Here is a 15316-nt window from a genome sequence, read left to right on the forward strand (position 1 = left end):
TGCGATCGGGGGTGCGTCATGAAATCCGGCATTTTTCTTGGTCTTTGCTGTTTGGCGCCTATGGCGCAGGCCGAAACAAAATCTGTCTACCTAGAGGACATCGCAGGTGCGCGTATTCAGATTGCGTCTGTCGATGTCGCTGCGACCGGCGACTACAAGATCACAATGTCAGATGCCCCGTTTACGGATCATTTCTTGTCGATGCGTCCGTTCAGATGTTTGCAGGGGCCCGCCAAACACTGGTGCTTTGTGCCGTATCCGTATGAGATAGAACGCAATATTTCAGACGATCTGACCGATCTGGAATATGATTTCCTTTTTGTCTGGAAGGGGGCGACCGACTACGGGATCAACATGTGGAACGGGGTCTACTACAAGATGCAACAGGTCGAAGGGCGCGTGTCAGGCACGTTGCACGAAATGGACATGGACATTTTGTCTGCCCCGCCAGCGACGGGCGATTTGCGTCCGGTGGCAGAAAAACACCTGCACGAAAGCGATCCTGAAAGCCATTGGCTGCCACGCCTGGTGATCGAATGACCGGCGGGCGCCACTGTGTCGGGGGACATGTGCTATGGGCTTGAGACCGGTTTTGATGGCTTTGGCTGCGTTTTTTTTGTCAACGACCGTTTGGGCCGGTGAAAAGACGCTAAAGATTGCGGTGCTGAAATTTGGCACGGTGAACTGGGAACTGGATACCATCATCCACAACGGTTTTGACACACGCCATGGGCTTCGTTTGCAAGTGCAGGGCATGGCCGGTGGTGCAGCGGCCAAAGTGGCATTTCAGGGCGGACAGGCTGATGTGATCGTATCGGATTGGCTTTGGGTTGCGCGGCAACGCGCTGCGGGCAAGGATTATGTCTTTTTCCCTTATTCCAAAGCGGTCGGGGGCTTGCTTGTCGGGGCCGATGACACGGCGCAGACGCTGGCGGATCTGGACGGCGCAAAGATCGGCATCGCAGGTGGCCCATTGGACAAAAGCTGGCTGATCTTTCAAGCCTATGCGGCGAAGGTTGCAGGCGTCGACCTGAAATCCGCAACGCAGCAAGTCTACGGCGCACCGCCTTTGATTTTCAAAGCGGCGCTTGATGGGGACGTGGATGCGGTCATCAACTATTGGCACTTCAGTGCAAAAATGGAGGCATCCGGCCTGCGCAAACTGCTAGACGTTTCAGACGCGGCGCGGGCATTGGGATTGGATCCGGACACGCCGCTATTGGGCTATGTTATCAAAGGGGATTTGTTGCGCGAAGATCCCGAAGTGGTGCAAGGATTGGTGGCCGCGTCACGGGCCGCAAAGTCTGTTCTGGCGCAAGACGATGCGGCTTGGGAACGATTGCGCCCGATGATGAACGCGAAATCGGAAGCCGCGTTTTTGGCGCTGAAACAGGGGTTTCGGGCAGGTATTCCAAGCGAAGCGCCGGTGGATGAAGCCGCTGCGGATCGCATGGTGCAAGTGCTTGTTGCGGCGGGCGGGGCAAAACTATTGGGGGATGCCACCCGTTTGCCTGCTGGCACTTTTTTGCAGATGTATCCGTAAGGTGTCTGATGCGGTTCTGAACCTGCGCCTAAAGCGTTTTGATGTCGAAAACAGCGCCATTCTGGCGGGCATTGATCTGAGGCTTGACGACACGGACACTTTGGCGTTGGTTGGCCCGTCAGGGGTGGGTAAAACGACGCTTTTGCGCATCATTGCGGGGCTAGAGACGGGGTTTGATGGGCAATGTGACGTGCGTGGCCGCGTTGGAATGGTGTTTCAAGAACCCACATTGTTGCCGTGGCGCAGTTTGCGCGACAACATTGCCATTCCCACGGGCATACCCGATGCGCAGGCCATGCACGCATTGGAGGAGGTCGGTCTGGACACCCGCGCCGCGGCCTTTCCCAACCAACTGTCGCTTGGGCAACAGCGGCGCTTGGCGTTGGCGCGGGCTTTTGCGTTGCAACCTGATCTGCTGCTTCTGGATGAACCTTTTGTATCTCTGGATGCCGGTTTGGCGGACGATATGATGACGCTTTTTGCGAAAATGAAGGCCGCCCGCCGCGTCGCCACGATCCTTGTGACCCATGTGGACACCGAGGTGCAGCGGCTTGCGGATCGCTGTGTGCGTCTGGGCGGGTCGCCTGCCTGCATCATAGAAGACACCAAAACACCAGTTGCGGGTACAATTTGAGGGCTGGACGCCCCTTTGCGCTATGGTATCAGGCGGTATTCCGTCTTCATCTTTGACATAGAAAGCCGATCCTATGACTGCCAAGCCCCGCATTGTTTTGTCCAGCGACCACGCAGATATCGAACTGCGTAAAACGATCGCCTCACATGTGGCCGATCTGGGGTGGGACGTTGTGGATATCGGCCCGATGACCTCGGAAAGCACACATTACCCTATTCACGGCCAAGCGGCTGCGACGCGCGTGGCGTCTGGTGATTGCCAGTTGGGCATCCTTTTGTGTGGCACAGGCCAAGGCATCATGATGGCGGCCAACAAAGTCAAAGGCATCCGGTGTGGTGTGTGTTCCGATACATTTTCCGCGCGGATGATCCGCGAACACAACAACGCAAACATGCTGTCCATGGGCGCGCGTGTCGTCGGCGAAGGCTTGGCGCTGGACATTGTGGACGCGTTTTTAAACGCCAACTTCGAGGGCGGACGTCACGCCACCCGCGTGGACATGATCGAAGCGGACTAGCGGCGCTTTCCCAAGCCGGTGCGTGCCGGATTGTAGCCCCAAAGGGCTGCAATCGTGAACACAGCTGTGGCCAAAAGCGCCCATATCAACGCGGCGCCATTGAAGTCCAGGTACAACGCGAACCGGATCAGCTCAACGGCATGTGTGAAGGGGTTCAAGGCGCAAATACTGTGCAAAAATTCTGAACTTTCGGCCATTTTCCACAACGGATAAAGCGCTGAGGATAGAAAAAACATCGGGAAGATCACAAAGTTCATCACCCCTGCAAAGTTTTCCAACTGTTTGATAAAGCTGGACAACAACAACCCCAATGCCCCCAACATAACACCCGCTACGATCAGCGCGGGCAACGCCGCAAGATAACCTAAAGCGGGCATCGTGATCCCGAACGCGGCGGCAATTGCCAAAAAGGTATAGACTTGCAAAACGGAAATCGCAGTCGATCCGATCAGCTTGCAAAACAACACCCACCAACGCGGCAAGGGGCTGGTCAACAGCAGCTTCATCGACCCCATTTCGCGGTCATACACAAGGCTTAGGGATGATTGCATCCCGTTGAACAGCATGATCATTCCGCAAAGGCCGGGCACGATGTAGGTCTCGTAGGTGATGTAGGTCTGGTAGGGGGGAATGATGCTTAAACCCAGTGCTGCGCGAAAGCCCGCGGCAAAGACCAAAAGCCAGACCAGCGGGCGCACAAGGGCTGCGACAAAGCGTTCGCGTTGGTGGATGAAACGCAGCGCTTCGCGTTTGACGATAGCAATAAGGGATGTGGCATAAGGGCTCATGCGGGGATCGCCGTGCGTTGCAAAAACACGTCTTGCAGCGGTGCGCCATCGCAGATGTCGGCAGCGGTGCCTTCAGCCAATACCTGTGCTTGGTGCAAGATCACCAAATGGTCTGTCGGGGCAACCTCATCGGTCAGATGGGTCGCCCAAAGCACTGTGGTGCCCGCATCGGCAAGGGCGTGTACGTGATCGGTTATCGCGGCACGCGCGGCTGCATCCAGGCCCACGGTTGGCTCGTCCAATAGCAAAACGGCAGGATCATGGATCAAAGCGCGCGCGATTTCCGCCCGCCGCCTGTGGCCGCCGTTCAGGGCGCGGGCCTTTTCGTGGCTGCGCTCCAGCATGTGCAGTTTGTCCAGTGCAGCGTCAATGCGACGGGCCGCGTTGCGTCCTGAAAGGCCGTGTAATGCCGCAAAATAGGACAAATTTTGGCGCACCGTCAGATCAAGGTCCAGCGTGGTTTGTTGAAACACAATTCCCAACTGCGCCAAAGCTTTGCGCGGGTCGGCTGCCAGATCATGTCCGGCCACAGATATGGTGCCGTCCGGCGTGGTCAACAGCCGTGTAAGGCACGAAAACAACGTGGATTTACCAGCACCATTGGGGCCAAGCAACGCACAGAACCGGCCCTGATCCACATCAAACGATACTGTGTTCAGGGCCTGTTTCGGGCCATAGGAAAAGCTAAGGTCGCGGACCCGAAGCCCGTTCATTCTATGGTAATCTCGATGCGTTGGGTTTCGCCTGTGGTGCCGGGAATTTTCATGTAATACCGCCCCGGTTTAATGGCCAGAAACCCGATCTCCATCTCGCCCGCTTCGTCAAATTCGACGCTGTCCAGACCAAGAGGTCGAATTTCGAGACCTTCGATGACGATCTCGTCGATCCAGATGGCGCGGAAAAACTCTGGTCCGACCAAAGCCAGTTCTTGTGACCCGTCACCGACAATCTCGAATTCGTAGTAGGTGCCGGATTTCAACGTCCAGGGGCCTTGCGCGATCGGCTCGCCTGCAGACAGGGTAATCGGCGGCAGGTCTTCTTTGTTTTTGCCCGACAAGACGCCCGCAGCGCCGAAGCCGTCAGCCAATAGGGGCGATGCGCCCAAAGCGAGCATGGCGGCGCAAGTTGTCAGGTATTTCGAAAAGCGAAGGGACATGTGTTTACCTCATTTGCAGCGTTACGGACGAAATGCAGCGCCCCAAGGGAAGCGCCCGACTTTTATGGATTTTAGAGCTTTGCGTGAGGCCACGTCGATCACAGTGACGTCACTCGAAACACCGTTGGTGGTGAAAAGTTGTGATTTGTCGGCGTTGAACGCCATGTGCCAGACGCGGCGCCCCACAAGGATGTAATCTTCGACCTCGTAGGTTTCTGCATTCACAACAGCGATGTGGTTGGAAGGCCCCAACGCCACAAACGCGTGTGTGTCACCTGTTGTAAATTCAAATCCCACCGGTTGCACGCGGTCTGGATGCACGCCTTGAACCTCAAAGCTGATCTTGGCCGTTTCCGTCTGTGTGGCCGTGTCAAACACCGTCAATGTGCCGCCGATTTCCGAACTGACCCACATCTGAGTGCCGTCTTTTGCAAACTCGGCGTGGCGAGGGCGGCTGTCGACCAACGTGTTGGCAAACAGGTCTTGGGTTTCGGTATCGATCCAATGGGCCATATTCGTGGTCTCGGATGTGGTGATGGCGATTTTGCCGTCGGGCGACACCGCCATGCCTTCGGGTTCCACGCCCACATCGATTTGTGCCACCACTTTGCGGGTTTGTGTGTTGACCACGGTTGTGATCGCGTCGTCTTCGTTGGCGATGTACAAATGGGTGTCGTCGGGGTGCAGAACGAATTGTTCGGGGTCTTCACCGGATGGTAAATCGAACAGGATTTCGCCCGTTTCCGGGTCCATTACCTGTACCGCATCGCTGTCAGAGGCACAGATGTAGACGCGGCTGAAATCTTTGGAAAAGGTGATGCCACGCGGGCGTTCGCCTGTGGCGTAAGTGTTGATAACCTCAAGCGTTTCCGTGTCGATCACGGACACAGTGTCATCTTTTTCGTTGGTGACCCAGATTTCGCCCGACCATGCGGTTGTCGCGGTCAGGGTCAAGACACAAAGGGCGGCGCTGCTGCGCAAAAGGGATGTCATTGGAAGGCCTCACAGTTGCTTTCGGGGCGGTCGATGCCAAGGGTATCAAGTTCATTCACCTGATGCAGAAACCCCTCTAACGGGGCTTGCGCCACCAGTGCGCGGGGGTGGGCGATGGCAATGGGCTGGCGCAATTGCCCGTTCCATGCGCGGTAGGTCAGGGGGCGGCCTTTAAATCCTGCCAGCTCAAAAGCTTCGGACATCACATAGGCCCGCAAGGTTCCGACGTCCGTGGCATTGGTGCGTGTCACGGCCTCTCCTAAGGTGCGCATAGCGGCCCATGCGGCATAGTCGTGGCTGTTCATTTTGCGACCGTGTTCGTCTGCGAAACGGCTTTGCAATTGTGCAGCGCCCCATTGTTCGATCACCGGCGACCAGGTTTGTGCCGACAAGCCTTCGGACCCCACCACGGGTCGGGCTTGCCATGTGTTGTAAAGGACGTAGCGCCCAAAATCATGAACCTCATCAGCCAGAACAAGGGCGTCATAGTCCCCAAAACCTTGGGTAAACAGCGGAATTTCCTGCGATGCCGTGCGTCGCATATCGGCATCAGCGTCCCATGTTTTTTCATCCGAAAGTTTCAGGCCGAACTTTGTGAGCGACGCCCGCATGGCGTCGGCATAGGCGATGTCTTCGGGGTATGTGCCTGCAATCATCACAAGATCGGTCCAGCGTTTCTGAACCAGAACCTGCGCCAAAGCATCGGTGCGCATCGCGTGTGACGGTATGCTGTGCAGCAGGTTTGCACGGCAGTTGTCATCGCGCAAATCCACATCAGACGCAGATGTGTTGAACAACAAAGCATCTTGCGCTTGCGGCAGATCTGCAATGGCCAGCAGAACGTCGGCAGGGGCGTCCAAAATCAGATACGATGACGCCTTTAGCATGTCTTGTGCGACAGCTAGCGGATCACCGGATACATCAACCGTTTGGTGATCCAATGTATAGGTTTGGCCCAGGAATTTACCCGTTGTCAGATTGTCGCTTAGGCCAGTTTGTGCCCCTGCCAGTCCTGAGGTGTCGGGCACAGGATCCAGATTGGACAACGTCGCAGGTTGCGGTGTTGTCACGCGCAATAGTCCCACGCCGAGTGTCACATCTGACAGAGCCGGTTGTGCTGTCGCAACCACCATCAAGAAACCGAACACTCTTAGCATTTCAATGCCTCCCACGCTTCAGGCTAACAATGCCATTGAACCCAGTCGAATGATACTTTGGTCTTGGCATGTTTGGACCACAACCAAAGTCCAATACGCATCAACGCGGCGCTGCTCTAAACAAAACAAAAGGCGGCATCGTCGAGGGAGGATCGTTATGCGTACAGTGACACTTAAAGGGATTTTGACAGGGGGCTTTGTGTTTGCCTCAAGCGTGCTGGTGATGGCACATGGCGATGTGAACCCGCAGCCTGTGGACACGGCAGGATTGCCGGAGACGGGTGACGAATGGCTCACGGAAAACCCGTACCGCGCGGAGGCTGCAGGCGAAGATGTGTGGTTCAAAGCCATCGAGATCGGCGCGTCAGGGTACAATCAGAACTGCGCCCGGTGCCATGGCCTTGAGGTTGTCTCGGGGGGGCTAGCGCCTGATCTGCGTTTTCTTGAGGCTGAAGAATACGGTGACGAATGGTATGTGGAACGCTTCCGCGTGGGATACACCCAAAACGGCACCACCAAGATGCCTGCATTTGGTGAATTGCTGGGTCAGGACGCGGCTTGGGCCATTCGCACCTATATCGAAACGCGCCCCGACGGGGACGCTATGGAAGATGTCGCGGAAGAGTTGAAAACGATGCGTGACCAGCTTGCGGGCTATGCAGAAGACGCCACAGGTGCAGATCCGGATGCACTGAAAGCGCGGCTTGGCGAAATCGCGTCCGGCATCGAAACCTTGTCGGGGGCGCCTGTTGCGGATTCCGTGGCCTTTCGGGCGGCGAACTTGATTGATGGGACACCTGCATCCTATAAATCCGCATCAGAAACCCTGACAATTGGATTGTCGGCCACTCAGTAGGAACAAATCGCTGCGTACACTGCTTTTAACGACCACTTTTGCTGTTGGGGTTTTGTTGTCAGGGCAGGCCCGGGCGGCTGATCCCTGCGCCGATCATATCCCGCAACCCAAACCGCAAAATACGGGGCGCGATGTTGTCGGTCAGGACATGGATGCCATTCAGGATCAAGGGCACATGTTGTTTGCGGTTTATGAAAATTTCCCGCCCTATTCGTGGCAAGAGGGCGGGCAGCCGCGCGGCGTGGATATCGACATCGCACGCATCATTGCACAGGACCTTGGCGTTGAGGCACGTTTCAATTTTGTGGCGTCAGGCGAAAATCTGGAAGCGGACTTGCGCAACAACATCTGGAAAGGCGCGCTGATCGGGGGACGCATATCCAATGTGATGATGCGGGTGCCATATGACAGCGCGTTTAAATGCAAGGTCGAACAAGTTGTGTTTACGGGCCAATACGGCGCGGAAAGCATTGCCATAGCCTATGACAAGGCAAGCTATCCGGATGAAAAGCCGGTGCCTGCCTATTTCCGGTTTGATGCTGTGGCTGTCGAAAACGATTCCATTTCGGACTTTTATCTGTCGTCCTTTGCCGGTGGCCAGTTGGCGGGAAAGATGCAGCGATTTCCTGACATGACTGCTGCAATGGCCGCCTTGCGCGACGGGCAAACCAAGGCGGCTATGGGGCCATTGGCACAGCTGGAACACGGTTTGGGCGATACAGCCGCCGTGCACCAGCCCCCCTTGGCCGGTTTTGCCGTCAGCAAATGGACGTTGGGTGTGGCTGTGAATTTCAGCTACAGGCCACTGTCCTATGCCGTGGATGATGCCATCAACTATGCGCTGCAAGACGGGCGCATTGGTGAGATTTACCAAAGTTACGGGCTGACGTTTCAGCAACCGGAACGCTAGAACCAGACCTTTGTATTACACATTTGGTCCAATGGCCGTGCTTTAATATGGCATGGTATTGGGTGTGTGGAACAGCAAAGGGACACCGATATGAAACTCAGCGACAGCCGTACCATTCACGCAGATGCCGAAACGGTTTGGGCCGCTTTGTTGGATGCTGATGTTTTGAAGGCCTGCGTTCCGGGCTGTACCGAAATGAGGGGGTCCGCCGAAGACGGGTTTGAAGCCACCGTTGTGCAAAAAGTTGGTCCTGTGAAGGCGACATTCAAAGGTGTGGTGACAATCAGCGATCAGGACGCGCCGTCAAAAATGACGATTTCTGGCGAAGGCAAAGGCGGGGCCGCGGGCTTTGCCAAAGGTGGCGCCGATGTGCGTCTTGAGGCGCACGGCCCGACCACAACGCTGCACTATGACGTAGAGGCCAAAGTGGGCGGCAAACTCGCCCAATTGGGCAGCCGCATTATTGACGGTTTTGCCAAGAAAATGGCCGATCAGTTCTTTACCAATTTTTCCGACGTTGTGGGCGGACCTTCAGCGGATGACGCAGGCGACACTATCGCGTCTGAAGACCTATCTGACGGCGGCGATGCGCCTAAGAAAAAAGGCTGGTTGAAGGGGCTTATTGGCTAGGGTCCAACCCTGGTTTTGTGTCGCGTGACCGTTCAAAGGGTTGTCAGATTGCCGTCATGATCCACCACGGTGATACGGGTTGTTTGCGCACGTTTGTGTATGTCTTCGATCTGATCTCGCGTCGCCAACACCATCGCCGTGGACAGGCTGTCAGCCAGCGTCGCAGTGGGGGCTTCTACCGTCACCGTTGACCATCTTGGGGCGGCGTTCGGGTGCATAATATGGCTGCGTTCCCCAACGCGGGTGGCGGCAGGGCTTGAGGTCGCGATCGCGCCGGACGTTAAGGTTCGGTGGCCCAAATGTCCGTGGTGTGGGTCTTGCAATCCAATCGTCCATGGGCCACCGACGCTTCGGTATTCCCCAATGTTCACAAGCGTTTCGGACAATCCCAAGGCCACCAACATGTCTGTGACACGGTCAGTGGCATAGCCCTGTGCGATCCCGTTGAAGGTCAGCGCCTGTCTGTGACCAAGCTGAATGTGGTTTGCATCAAAACGCACCCGGGACCACCCGACATGGCCATTCGCATCGTCCATTGCCGCGCCCGAAGCCTGCGCGGCCCATAGCGGTTGCACAGTTGGATCAAACAATCCGTTCGTCACCGTATGCGCAAGGTCTGCGGCCTGCATCAGATCGTGAAACGCAGGGTCAGGGGCGTGCAACTGCCCTGTTGTGTTCAACACGACCAGCGCTGAACCGGGATCATACAGACTGAACAAGGCCTCTGTTTGTATGATGAGTTGTCGGGCCTTGTCCAAAGCGGCTTTCGCTTGGGCGCGGGGGCCGCGAAACTGCAAAGATACCTCTGCTCCAAAGGCCCAACCCTGCCAACTGTGGGTATGTGCGGTGGCAGGGGACGCCGCGAACGCGGCCGAGATGGTCAAAAAGCGGCGTCGGTTCATCTTCATTTTGCAGCCATTCCCAATTTGCGCCCTTTGGCCGCCAAAATCAGCGGCACACATTGCGCTTGATCATCGTGGATCGTCACGCAATCGAGGCATTGAAAGCATTCGGAATACTGGATTTCACCGGTTTTCTTGATGGCGCCGTAGTTGCATTTTACTTTGCATAATTGGCACGGCGACCCGCATTCAGCGCGACGTTCTATCCATTTGCGCCCACGCAGCACCCCACCAATGGCCATGACGGCCCCCAACGGGCAGACGTAGCGGCAAAACCCCTTAAACAAGACCATGGACAGCAACAACAACCCCACGGCGTAGGCGACATAGTACCATTCGCGGATGAAGAAGGTGGTTATGGCGGTTTTGAAGGGCTCGACCTCGATGGCTTTGTCCAAGCGTGCGGGGGCTGTCAAAAGCATCAAAACCAAAGCGGCCAACACGATGTATTTCAACCATTTCAGCCGGTTGTCCCATTCCGCTGACGGTTCAATTTGTGGCAGGCGCAAAAGGCGGCCAATGTGGTGGGCAAATTCCTGTAACGCGCCGAAAGGACATAGCCACCCGCAAAACAACCCGCGCCCCCAAAGCACGAACCCAACGATTGTCACGCCCCAGATGGCCAGCGAAAACGGATCATAGAGCAAAAAGGAATAGGACCCGCCATCCAGCGCAGTCCGCCCCACAGCCAACGGTGTCGCAATCGACAACTGGCCTTGCCCCCACCACCCGATGAACCCGGTGACAAATGCCAAAATACCAAGCCGTATCGGGGTAAAGTATGGATGTCCGGCCAAACGGTTCAGGCGCAGCCCCAAAACAGCAATCAACCCCACCAGAAAAACGCCCAAAATGATCAAATCCGTCTGGCGGTTGCGCAAGGCATCCACCCACGGCGGTGATGGTTTGACCTGCTCAACGCGGGAATAGAAACGGGCAGGCGTCACATGGGTCACGTCGAAACTGGCTGAACCGATTTCCGGCTGAAAGGACCCGTGTTTGCGCAAGGCTTTGATGCTAAGTGTCCACTCACTTGTCGGATCAAACCCCAACCGCCGGTCCGTCCGCAAGATCAAAGCCGCCCCGTCATGCAACGCATCTGGCACGGCGTCGTTCAGTTCAACGTAGATATCGGAATCGCGAAAAGCGATGGGAAATCCACCCTGTTCCGCGCTGATCAAATTTGGGGCGGTGTTGCGCACAAAGTCTTCGGTAACAAGGCCGTGGCGGGCGGTCTCAAGCACCAAAACAGGTTCGTCCTTTGTGGAGATCGACATGAAGTCTTGGAGTTCTTTGAAACTGTCTTTGCTTAAGACCGCCGAGGCCACGGACGGTGCCCCCAAATCAACAACCCAAAGGTCCAGAAAGGTCTCGTCCGGTGCAGCTGTGGCTTCGGGGTCGTCGTCTTCCCATAACGTGTCGGCAAATTTGGCGTCAATTTCGCGGTTGGTGACAATTTTGCGCGTCACGATGCCTTGGGTCACAAGATCGTCCCACGTCAAGTCTTCACGGTAGTCGAGATTTGGAAAGGACGGCGGGCCAGTTGAAATGCCGTTCATCTTCTCACGTGCCACTTTCAAAGCGGCTGCAAGGATGCTTTCATGGGCGATACGCACGGATGCCGTGCCCTTTGTGACGCCGTCCAAATAGACAAGAGCCGACCCTTCCGACCCTCCGCCATAAGGCGACCCCACCACAAGGCTGTCGGAAATCGAATGGCCGCGATACTGTTTGAAAAAATCGTAGAACAGGTTTTCGGGCAGGCCCGACACAAAGATAGGTTCATTGTGTGAAATCAGCTGCACATCCAGAAAACGCCCTTCAAGATCAAGCACAACAAGGACGTTGATCGCGGCGCCGGAAAAGCCGGGCAGGGGGGCCATCGGTTCTGTCTCAAAGACATATCCCGCTTCGGCCCCGCCAGAATTCAACAGTTGCCACACACCTTGATCGTTGACCTGATCCCCAAGCGACATGGGCGGCACAATGTAGGGGGCCAATACATCGCGGGTCAGTGGTTCGGCATAGGCTGTAACGCAGGCGCAAAGCCACATCAAAGCAGCATAGAATACAGGGCGCAGGGCAAAACGGTTCGACATGATGAAAAGCCTAGTCGGGGACGCAATCGCGCAATATTGGACCAAGGTATGACTTAGGCGCTTTGGGGCTTTGGCGGGCTGCCAATTCGTGACAGTTTGCAAAGATGCACCAACCGCGCCCCCAGATGCAGATACATGTTGTGTTCGTTTCTTTGACGGGCTTGATCGCGCTGTGGTGGGGGGCTGCGGTTTTGGAAGGCGATCCAGCCGTTTTGCCGAATCCGCGTGACGTGTGGGCTTTGATCATCGCCGAGACACAGGCGGGCGAGCTGCCTCGCCACATGGCCGCCACGCTGCGAAGGGTTGGGTTTGCGTTTGGGCTTGCGATGATCTTTGGGGTCCTTTTGGGCCTTGCGCTGGGGGCTTATACGCAGCTGAACCGATGGCTTGGGCCTTGGGTTGTGGTTTTGCTGAATGTGCCGGCCCTGGTGGTGATTGTGCTATGTTATCTGTGGATCGGGTTAAACGAAACGGCGGCGATCACCGCGGTGGCAGTGAACAAAACGGCGATGGTTGCGGTGACGATCCGCGAGGGGGTGCATGCGTTTGATCCAAAGCTTGCGGATATGGCGCGGGTCTTTCGGATGGGGCGGTTCAAGCGTTTCAGACATGTGACCCTGCCACAGCTTTGGCCGTTTATTGCGTCCAGCACGCGCAACGGTTTGGCGATTATTTGGAAAATTGTGCTTGTGGTCGAATTTTTGGGGCGCAGCGATGGGGTCGGGTTCCAGATCCATCTGTATTTCCAACTGTTTGAAACGGGGTATGTGCTGGCCTATGCGCTTAGCTTTGTGGCGTTGATGCTGGTGATCGAATATGCCGTGATCGGCCAGATCGAGGCCCGCGCTGTGCGTTGGAAAACCCTGCAAGCCCGATAGCGAAGACCCAGTGAAGCCTGCTTAAAACAACAAAGCACATCCCAGCGACGCCCGCAGCGCTTCAACCAAATCGTCCAGGGTTTCAGCGCTGGCATAGGTGCCGCCCGTGCTGTCCGCCAGACAGCGCGATACGGCGTCTGACACGTTATAGTCGTTGTCGGTTTGACGGTCCCACGAAAAGAACGAACCGCGGACTTTGAAGCCGATGACATGCACCGTGGTGTCTACGCCGGTTGCAGCCAGTTCCGCCGCAAGGGCGCAGGGTTGGCCATTGCAGGTTTCCTTGCCGTCTGTGACCAGAACAATTGTGGCAGGCTTGCGCGTGTAATCCAGTGTTTGGGCCGCAAGCCCGACGGCCGCCGTCAAAGGCGTGCTGCCGGTGGGTTCCAAGGTATTCACAGCGTCCAACACGGCTGACGCCGCATTTGCCATCGGCGCAAAACGCACATCAAGCCCTGTGCATTCGTCCACGCCGTTGGGGCCGTAAATAACCAATCCCAAGTGTCTGTTTCTGGCAATGTCGGGAATGGCATCCGCCATGGCGCGCCGCGCTTCAAAAATGCGTGGCTCATCTATGTCGTTGAACCCCATTTCAGCCATTGAGCCTGACCCGTCGAAGACAATCATGGCGTCCGCGCTGCAATCGTCAGTGGCTGCCGCAGGCGTGGCGGCAAGACAAAGGGCAAACAGGGGTGCATTTCGTTGCATGGGCACAGCGTGGCATGGTGTGGCCGACCTGTCCACTGGCCCAAAGTCTTATGCGCCGAAAGGCGATGCGGTCTTCACGTTGCTTTGCGCACCAGAACTATTCCAACGATCATAAAGGCAATGCCGGCCACCTTGCGCAAAGATACTTCCGTTTTGATGGCGCCAAACAAGCCAAAGTGATCGATGGCGGTTGTGGCTACGATTTGCCCCAAAAGGACCAGAAAAATCGCATTTCCAAGCCCGATGATCGGGGCGATGGCTGTGACGGACAGTACATAAAAGACAACGAAAAAGCCGCCTGTCAGAGTCCACAACGGGGGGAATTGCGATGGCAGGCGGGGCATGCCTTGCGCAAAAACCAGATATGTCGCGGACAGGGCAAACCCGAAAAACATCAAAACAACAGTGGCAAAAACCGGACTGGCCAATCGTGCGCCAAGATTTGCGTTGATGGCGGCCATTGTGGGGACGCCGATGCCTGCGCCAAACACGATAAGACTAAGCAACCAGGGTTTCATGGGGCAGGGTCCTTGCCGTTATTCTGCGGCGACCAGGTCGTTCTGGTGATTTGTGTGAGCTTCCAAAGTCTCAAGCAGGCTGTTTGCCAGATGCCACGCCAGAACAGGCGGAACGGCATTGCCGATCATGCGCTCTGTTTCACGCAGCTTGGCTTTGAAGATGAAATCGTCGGGAAAGGTCTGGAAGCGGGCCGCTTCGCGCATGGAAATACGTCGGGGCAATTCGTAGTGGAACTGGTTGTTGCCATGACATTCTGCGCGAATGGTATGGGAGGTTTTGTTGGGGTCCAGCTTACGGCCGCCTTGATCGCTGCTTTTCTTGGCCAGTGACCACACATGGCTGTAGTCGGCGTCCTGCTCTAACCCGGCAAGGTCGGCAATGGCTGCTTTGGAGGTGATCCACGTATGCTTGTCCAAGGTCGGTTTTGGCGGGGTAAAGGGCACGGTGCCGCCTTTGACACCTACAATGAACACGCGTTCTCGGCGCTGGGGCACCTCAAAGTCGGCCGCGTGGTACAATTGGTAGGTGACGTCATAACCAAGGGCCGTGAAATCCTCGAGCACCTGCTTGAGGCTGTCGGCGTTGTACTTGTACAGCAGGCCGCGGACGTTTTCGGCAACAAACACTTTGGGCTGCATGCGCCGCACGGTTTCGACCATTGCGCGGTACAATCCGCTGCGTTCGCCCGCAACGCCTGCGCGTTTGCCATTGATGGAAATGTCCTGACACGGAAAACCGCCCACAACGACATCACAGGCTTCGGGCAAGCTATCAAGGTGGCCCCAAACATCGCCCTGTAAAATTGGGTGTTTCAGGTTGTGTTCATATGTTTTGCACGCAAACGGGTTCAAATCATTGGCCCAGATCACGTCAAAAGGGCGTTCCGCATAGTGTTTGCCCAAGAACGAAAACCCGCCCATCAGCCCAAGATCCATGCCACCGCAACCGCTGAACAGGGACACCACTTTGTAGTTATTTTTCATGTCGTATCCCCCTTTTGCGCAAAGCCCGAAGTGATCATGCCCG

18 protein-coding genes are annotated in these 15316 nt (G+C 56.2%); 8 read left to right on the forward strand and 10 right to left on the reverse strand.

What is annotated here, in order from left to right; genetic code table 11:
* Positions 1 to 18 precede the first annotated feature (18 nt).
* The 4 genes from ABJL60_RS18525 (at position 19) to rpiB (ending at position 2694) form a co-directional block, all read left to right on the forward strand.
* Positions 19 to 540 (forward strand): hypothetical protein, encoded by a 522-nt coding sequence (locus ABJL60_RS18525; RefSeq protein ID WP_348285166.1) that lies wholly within the window; start codon positions 19 to 21, stop codon positions 538 to 540.
* A 34-nt stretch (positions 541 to 574) separates the two neighbouring features.
* Positions 575 to 1543, forward strand: coding sequence for an ABC transporter substrate-binding protein (locus tag ABJL60_RS18530; protein ID WP_348374281.1), 969 nt, complete (start codon positions 575 to 577; stop codon positions 1541 to 1543).
* A 1-nt stretch (position 1544) separates the two neighbouring features.
* Entirely contained in the window at positions 1545 to 2177 is a 633-nt protein-coding gene (locus ABJL60_RS18535; protein ID WP_348374282.1) for an ATP-binding cassette domain-containing protein, read from the forward strand.
* 73 nt (positions 2178 to 2250) lie between these two features.
* Entirely contained in the window at positions 2251 to 2694 is a 444-nt protein-coding gene (gene rpiB, locus ABJL60_RS18540) for a ribose 5-phosphate isomerase B (protein WP_348374283.1), read from the forward strand.
* Here the strand turns inward: rpiB and ABJL60_RS18545 are convergent.
* From ABJL60_RS18545 to ABJL60_RS18565, 5 genes are all read right to left on the reverse strand, one after another.
* Positions 2691 to 3482 carry an ABC transporter permease gene (locus tag ABJL60_RS18545; RefSeq protein WP_348285170.1) on the reverse strand — a complete coding sequence of 264 codons (792 nt, stop codon included), beginning with the start codon at positions 3480 to 3482 and terminating at the stop codon, positions 2691 to 2693. The genes rpiB and ABJL60_RS18545 overlap by 4 nt on opposite strands.
* On the reverse strand, positions 3479 to 4195 hold the full coding sequence (locus tag ABJL60_RS18550; RefSeq protein WP_348374284.1) for an ABC transporter ATP-binding protein: 717 nt from the start codon (positions 4193 to 4195) through the stop codon (positions 3479 to 3481). Before ABJL60_RS18550 ends, ABJL60_RS18545 begins: the two co-directional genes overlap by 4 nt.
* Entirely contained in the window at positions 4192 to 4596 is a 405-nt protein-coding gene (locus ABJL60_RS18555) for a hypothetical protein (protein ID WP_348285184.1), read from the reverse strand. The genes ABJL60_RS18550 and ABJL60_RS18555 overlap by 4 nt, the downstream gene beginning before the upstream one ends.
* A gap of 63 nt (positions 4597 to 4659) precedes the next feature.
* Positions 4660 to 5631 (reverse strand): YVTN family beta-propeller repeat protein, encoded by a 972-nt coding sequence (locus tag ABJL60_RS18560; RefSeq protein WP_348374285.1) that lies wholly within the window; start codon positions 5629 to 5631, stop codon positions 4660 to 4662.
* On the reverse strand, positions 5628 to 6788 hold the full coding sequence (locus ABJL60_RS18565) for an ABC transporter substrate-binding protein (RefSeq protein WP_348374286.1): 1161 nt from the start codon (positions 6786 to 6788) through the stop codon (positions 5628 to 5630). The genes ABJL60_RS18560 and ABJL60_RS18565 overlap by 4 nt, the downstream gene beginning before the upstream one ends.
* A gap of 157 nt (positions 6789 to 6945) precedes the next feature.
* Between ABJL60_RS18565 and pedF the strand changes: the two genes are divergently transcribed.
* The 3 genes from pedF to ABJL60_RS18580 all read left to right on the forward strand — a co-directional run bounded on the left by pedF (position 6946) and on the right by ABJL60_RS18580 (position 9184).
* A complete protein-coding gene (gene pedF / locus ABJL60_RS18570) occupies positions 6946 to 7644 on the forward strand; it encodes a cytochrome c-550 PedF (protein WP_348285174.1) in 699 nt (232 codons plus the stop codon).
* Between the two features lie 55 nt (positions 7645 to 7699).
* Positions 7700 to 8554 (forward strand): transporter substrate-binding domain-containing protein, encoded by an 855-nt coding sequence (locus ABJL60_RS18575; protein WP_348374288.1) that lies wholly within the window; start codon positions 7700 to 7702, stop codon positions 8552 to 8554.
* 90 nt (positions 8555 to 8644) lie between these two features.
* On the forward strand, positions 8645 to 9184 hold the full coding sequence (locus tag ABJL60_RS18580; RefSeq protein WP_348374289.1) for a carbon monoxide dehydrogenase subunit G: 540 nt from the start codon (positions 8645 to 8647) through the stop codon (positions 9182 to 9184).
* A 32-nt stretch (positions 9185 to 9216) separates the two neighbouring features.
* Here ABJL60_RS18580 and ABJL60_RS18585 read toward each other — a convergent pair whose 3' ends face one another.
* Together ABJL60_RS18585 and ABJL60_RS18590 are read right to left on the reverse strand one after the other, a co-directional pair.
* Positions 9217 to 10092 carry an FAD:protein FMN transferase gene (locus ABJL60_RS18585; protein WP_348374290.1) on the reverse strand — a complete coding sequence of 292 codons (876 nt, stop codon included), beginning with the start codon at positions 10090 to 10092 and terminating at the stop codon, positions 9217 to 9219.
* Positions 10089 to 12185: a 4Fe-4S binding protein gene (locus tag ABJL60_RS18590; RefSeq protein ID WP_348285178.1), complete on the reverse strand. Its 2097-nt coding sequence runs from the start codon at positions 12183 to 12185 to the stop codon at positions 10089 to 10091. Before ABJL60_RS18590 ends, ABJL60_RS18585 begins: the two co-directional genes overlap by 4 nt.
* A gap of 125 nt (positions 12186 to 12310) precedes the next feature.
* Here ABJL60_RS18590 and ABJL60_RS18595 point away from each other — a divergent pair, with 125 nt between their 5' ends.
* On the forward strand, positions 12311 to 13063 hold the full coding sequence (locus tag ABJL60_RS18595; RefSeq protein ID WP_348285179.1) for an ABC transporter permease: 753 nt from the start codon (positions 12311 to 12313) through the stop codon (positions 13061 to 13063).
* A 21-nt stretch (positions 13064 to 13084) separates the two neighbouring features.
* On the opposite strand, the gene ABJL60_RS18600 is transcribed toward ABJL60_RS18595, so the two are convergent.
* The 3 genes from ABJL60_RS18600 to dcm all read right to left on the reverse strand — a co-directional run bounded on the left by ABJL60_RS18600 (position 13085) and on the right by dcm (position 15273).
* Entirely contained in the window at positions 13085 to 13771 is a 687-nt protein-coding gene (locus ABJL60_RS18600) for a VWA domain-containing protein (protein WP_348318578.1), read from the reverse strand.
* A gap of 74 nt (positions 13772 to 13845) precedes the next feature.
* The gene (locus tag ABJL60_RS18605; RefSeq protein ID WP_348285181.1) at positions 13846 to 14289 is read right to left on the reverse strand and encodes a DMT family transporter; all 444 of its coding nucleotides are present in this window, start codon (positions 14287 to 14289) and stop codon (positions 13846 to 13848) included.
* A gap of 18 nt (positions 14290 to 14307) precedes the next feature.
* On the reverse strand, positions 14308 to 15273 hold the full coding sequence (gene dcm, locus ABJL60_RS18610) for a DNA (cytosine-5-)-methyltransferase (protein WP_108827633.1): 966 nt from the start codon (positions 15271 to 15273) through the stop codon (positions 14308 to 14310).
* Between the last annotated feature and the right edge of the window lie 43 nt (positions 15274 to 15316).

The organism is Ascidiaceihabitans sp. (genome assembly GCF_039986515.1).
Lineage (GTDB): Bacteria > Pseudomonadota > Alphaproteobacteria > Rhodobacterales > Rhodobacteraceae > Ascidiaceihabitans.

Coding starts and splice junctions, on each gene's coding strand:
- ABJL60_RS18585 (WP_348374290.1), bottom strand. CDS start 10,092: ATGAAGATGAACCGACGCCGCTTTTTGACCATCTCGGCCGCGTTCGCG.
- ABJL60_RS18590 (WP_348285178.1), bottom strand. CDS start 12,185: ATGTCGAACCGTTTTGCCCTGCGCCCTGTATTCTATGCTGCTTTGATG.
- ABJL60_RS18595 (WP_348285179.1), top strand. CDS start 12,311: ATGCAGATACATGTTGTGTTCGTTTCTTTGACGGGCTTGATCGCGCTG.
- pedF (WP_348285174.1), top strand. CDS start 6,946: ATGCGTACAGTGACACTTAAAGGGATTTTGACAGGGGGCTTTGTGTTT.
- rpiB (WP_348374283.1), top strand. CDS start 2,251: ATGACTGCCAAGCCCCGCATTGTTTTGTCCAGCGACCACGCAGATATC.
- dcm (WP_108827633.1), bottom strand. CDS start 15,273: ATGAAAAATAACTACAAAGTGGTGTCCCTGTTCAGCGGTTGCGGTGGC.
- ABJL60_RS18565 (WP_348374286.1), bottom strand. CDS start 6,788: ATGCTAAGAGTGTTCGGTTTCTTGATGGTGGTTGCGACAGCACAACCG.
- ABJL60_RS18545 (WP_348285170.1), bottom strand. CDS start 3,482: ATGAGCCCTTATGCCACATCCCTTATTGCTATCGTCAAACGCGAAGCG.
- ABJL60_RS18530 (WP_348374281.1), top strand. CDS start 575: ATGGGCTTGAGACCGGTTTTGATGGCTTTGGCTGCGTTTTTTTTGTCA.
- ABJL60_RS18580 (WP_348374289.1), top strand. CDS start 8,645: ATGAAACTCAGCGACAGCCGTACCATTCACGCAGATGCCGAAACGGTT.
- ABJL60_RS18605 (WP_348285181.1), bottom strand. CDS start 14,289: ATGAAACCCTGGTTGCTTAGTCTTATCGTGTTTGGCGCAGGCATCGGC.
- ABJL60_RS18600 (WP_348318578.1), bottom strand. CDS start 13,771: ATGCAACGAAATGCACCCCTGTTTGCCCTTTGTCTTGCCGCCACGCCT.
- ABJL60_RS18555 (WP_348285184.1), bottom strand. CDS start 4,596: ATGCTCGCTTTGGGCGCATCGCCCCTATTGGCTGACGGCTTCGGCGCT.
- ABJL60_RS18550 (WP_348374284.1), bottom strand. CDS start 4,195: ATGAACGGGCTTCGGGTCCGCGACCTTAGCTTTTCCTATGGCCCGAAA.
- ABJL60_RS18525 (WP_348285166.1), top strand. CDS start 19: ATGAAATCCGGCATTTTTCTTGGTCTTTGCTGTTTGGCGCCTATGGCG.
- ABJL60_RS18560 (WP_348374285.1), bottom strand. CDS start 5,631: ATGACATCCCTTTTGCGCAGCAGCGCCGCCCTTTGTGTCTTGACCCTG.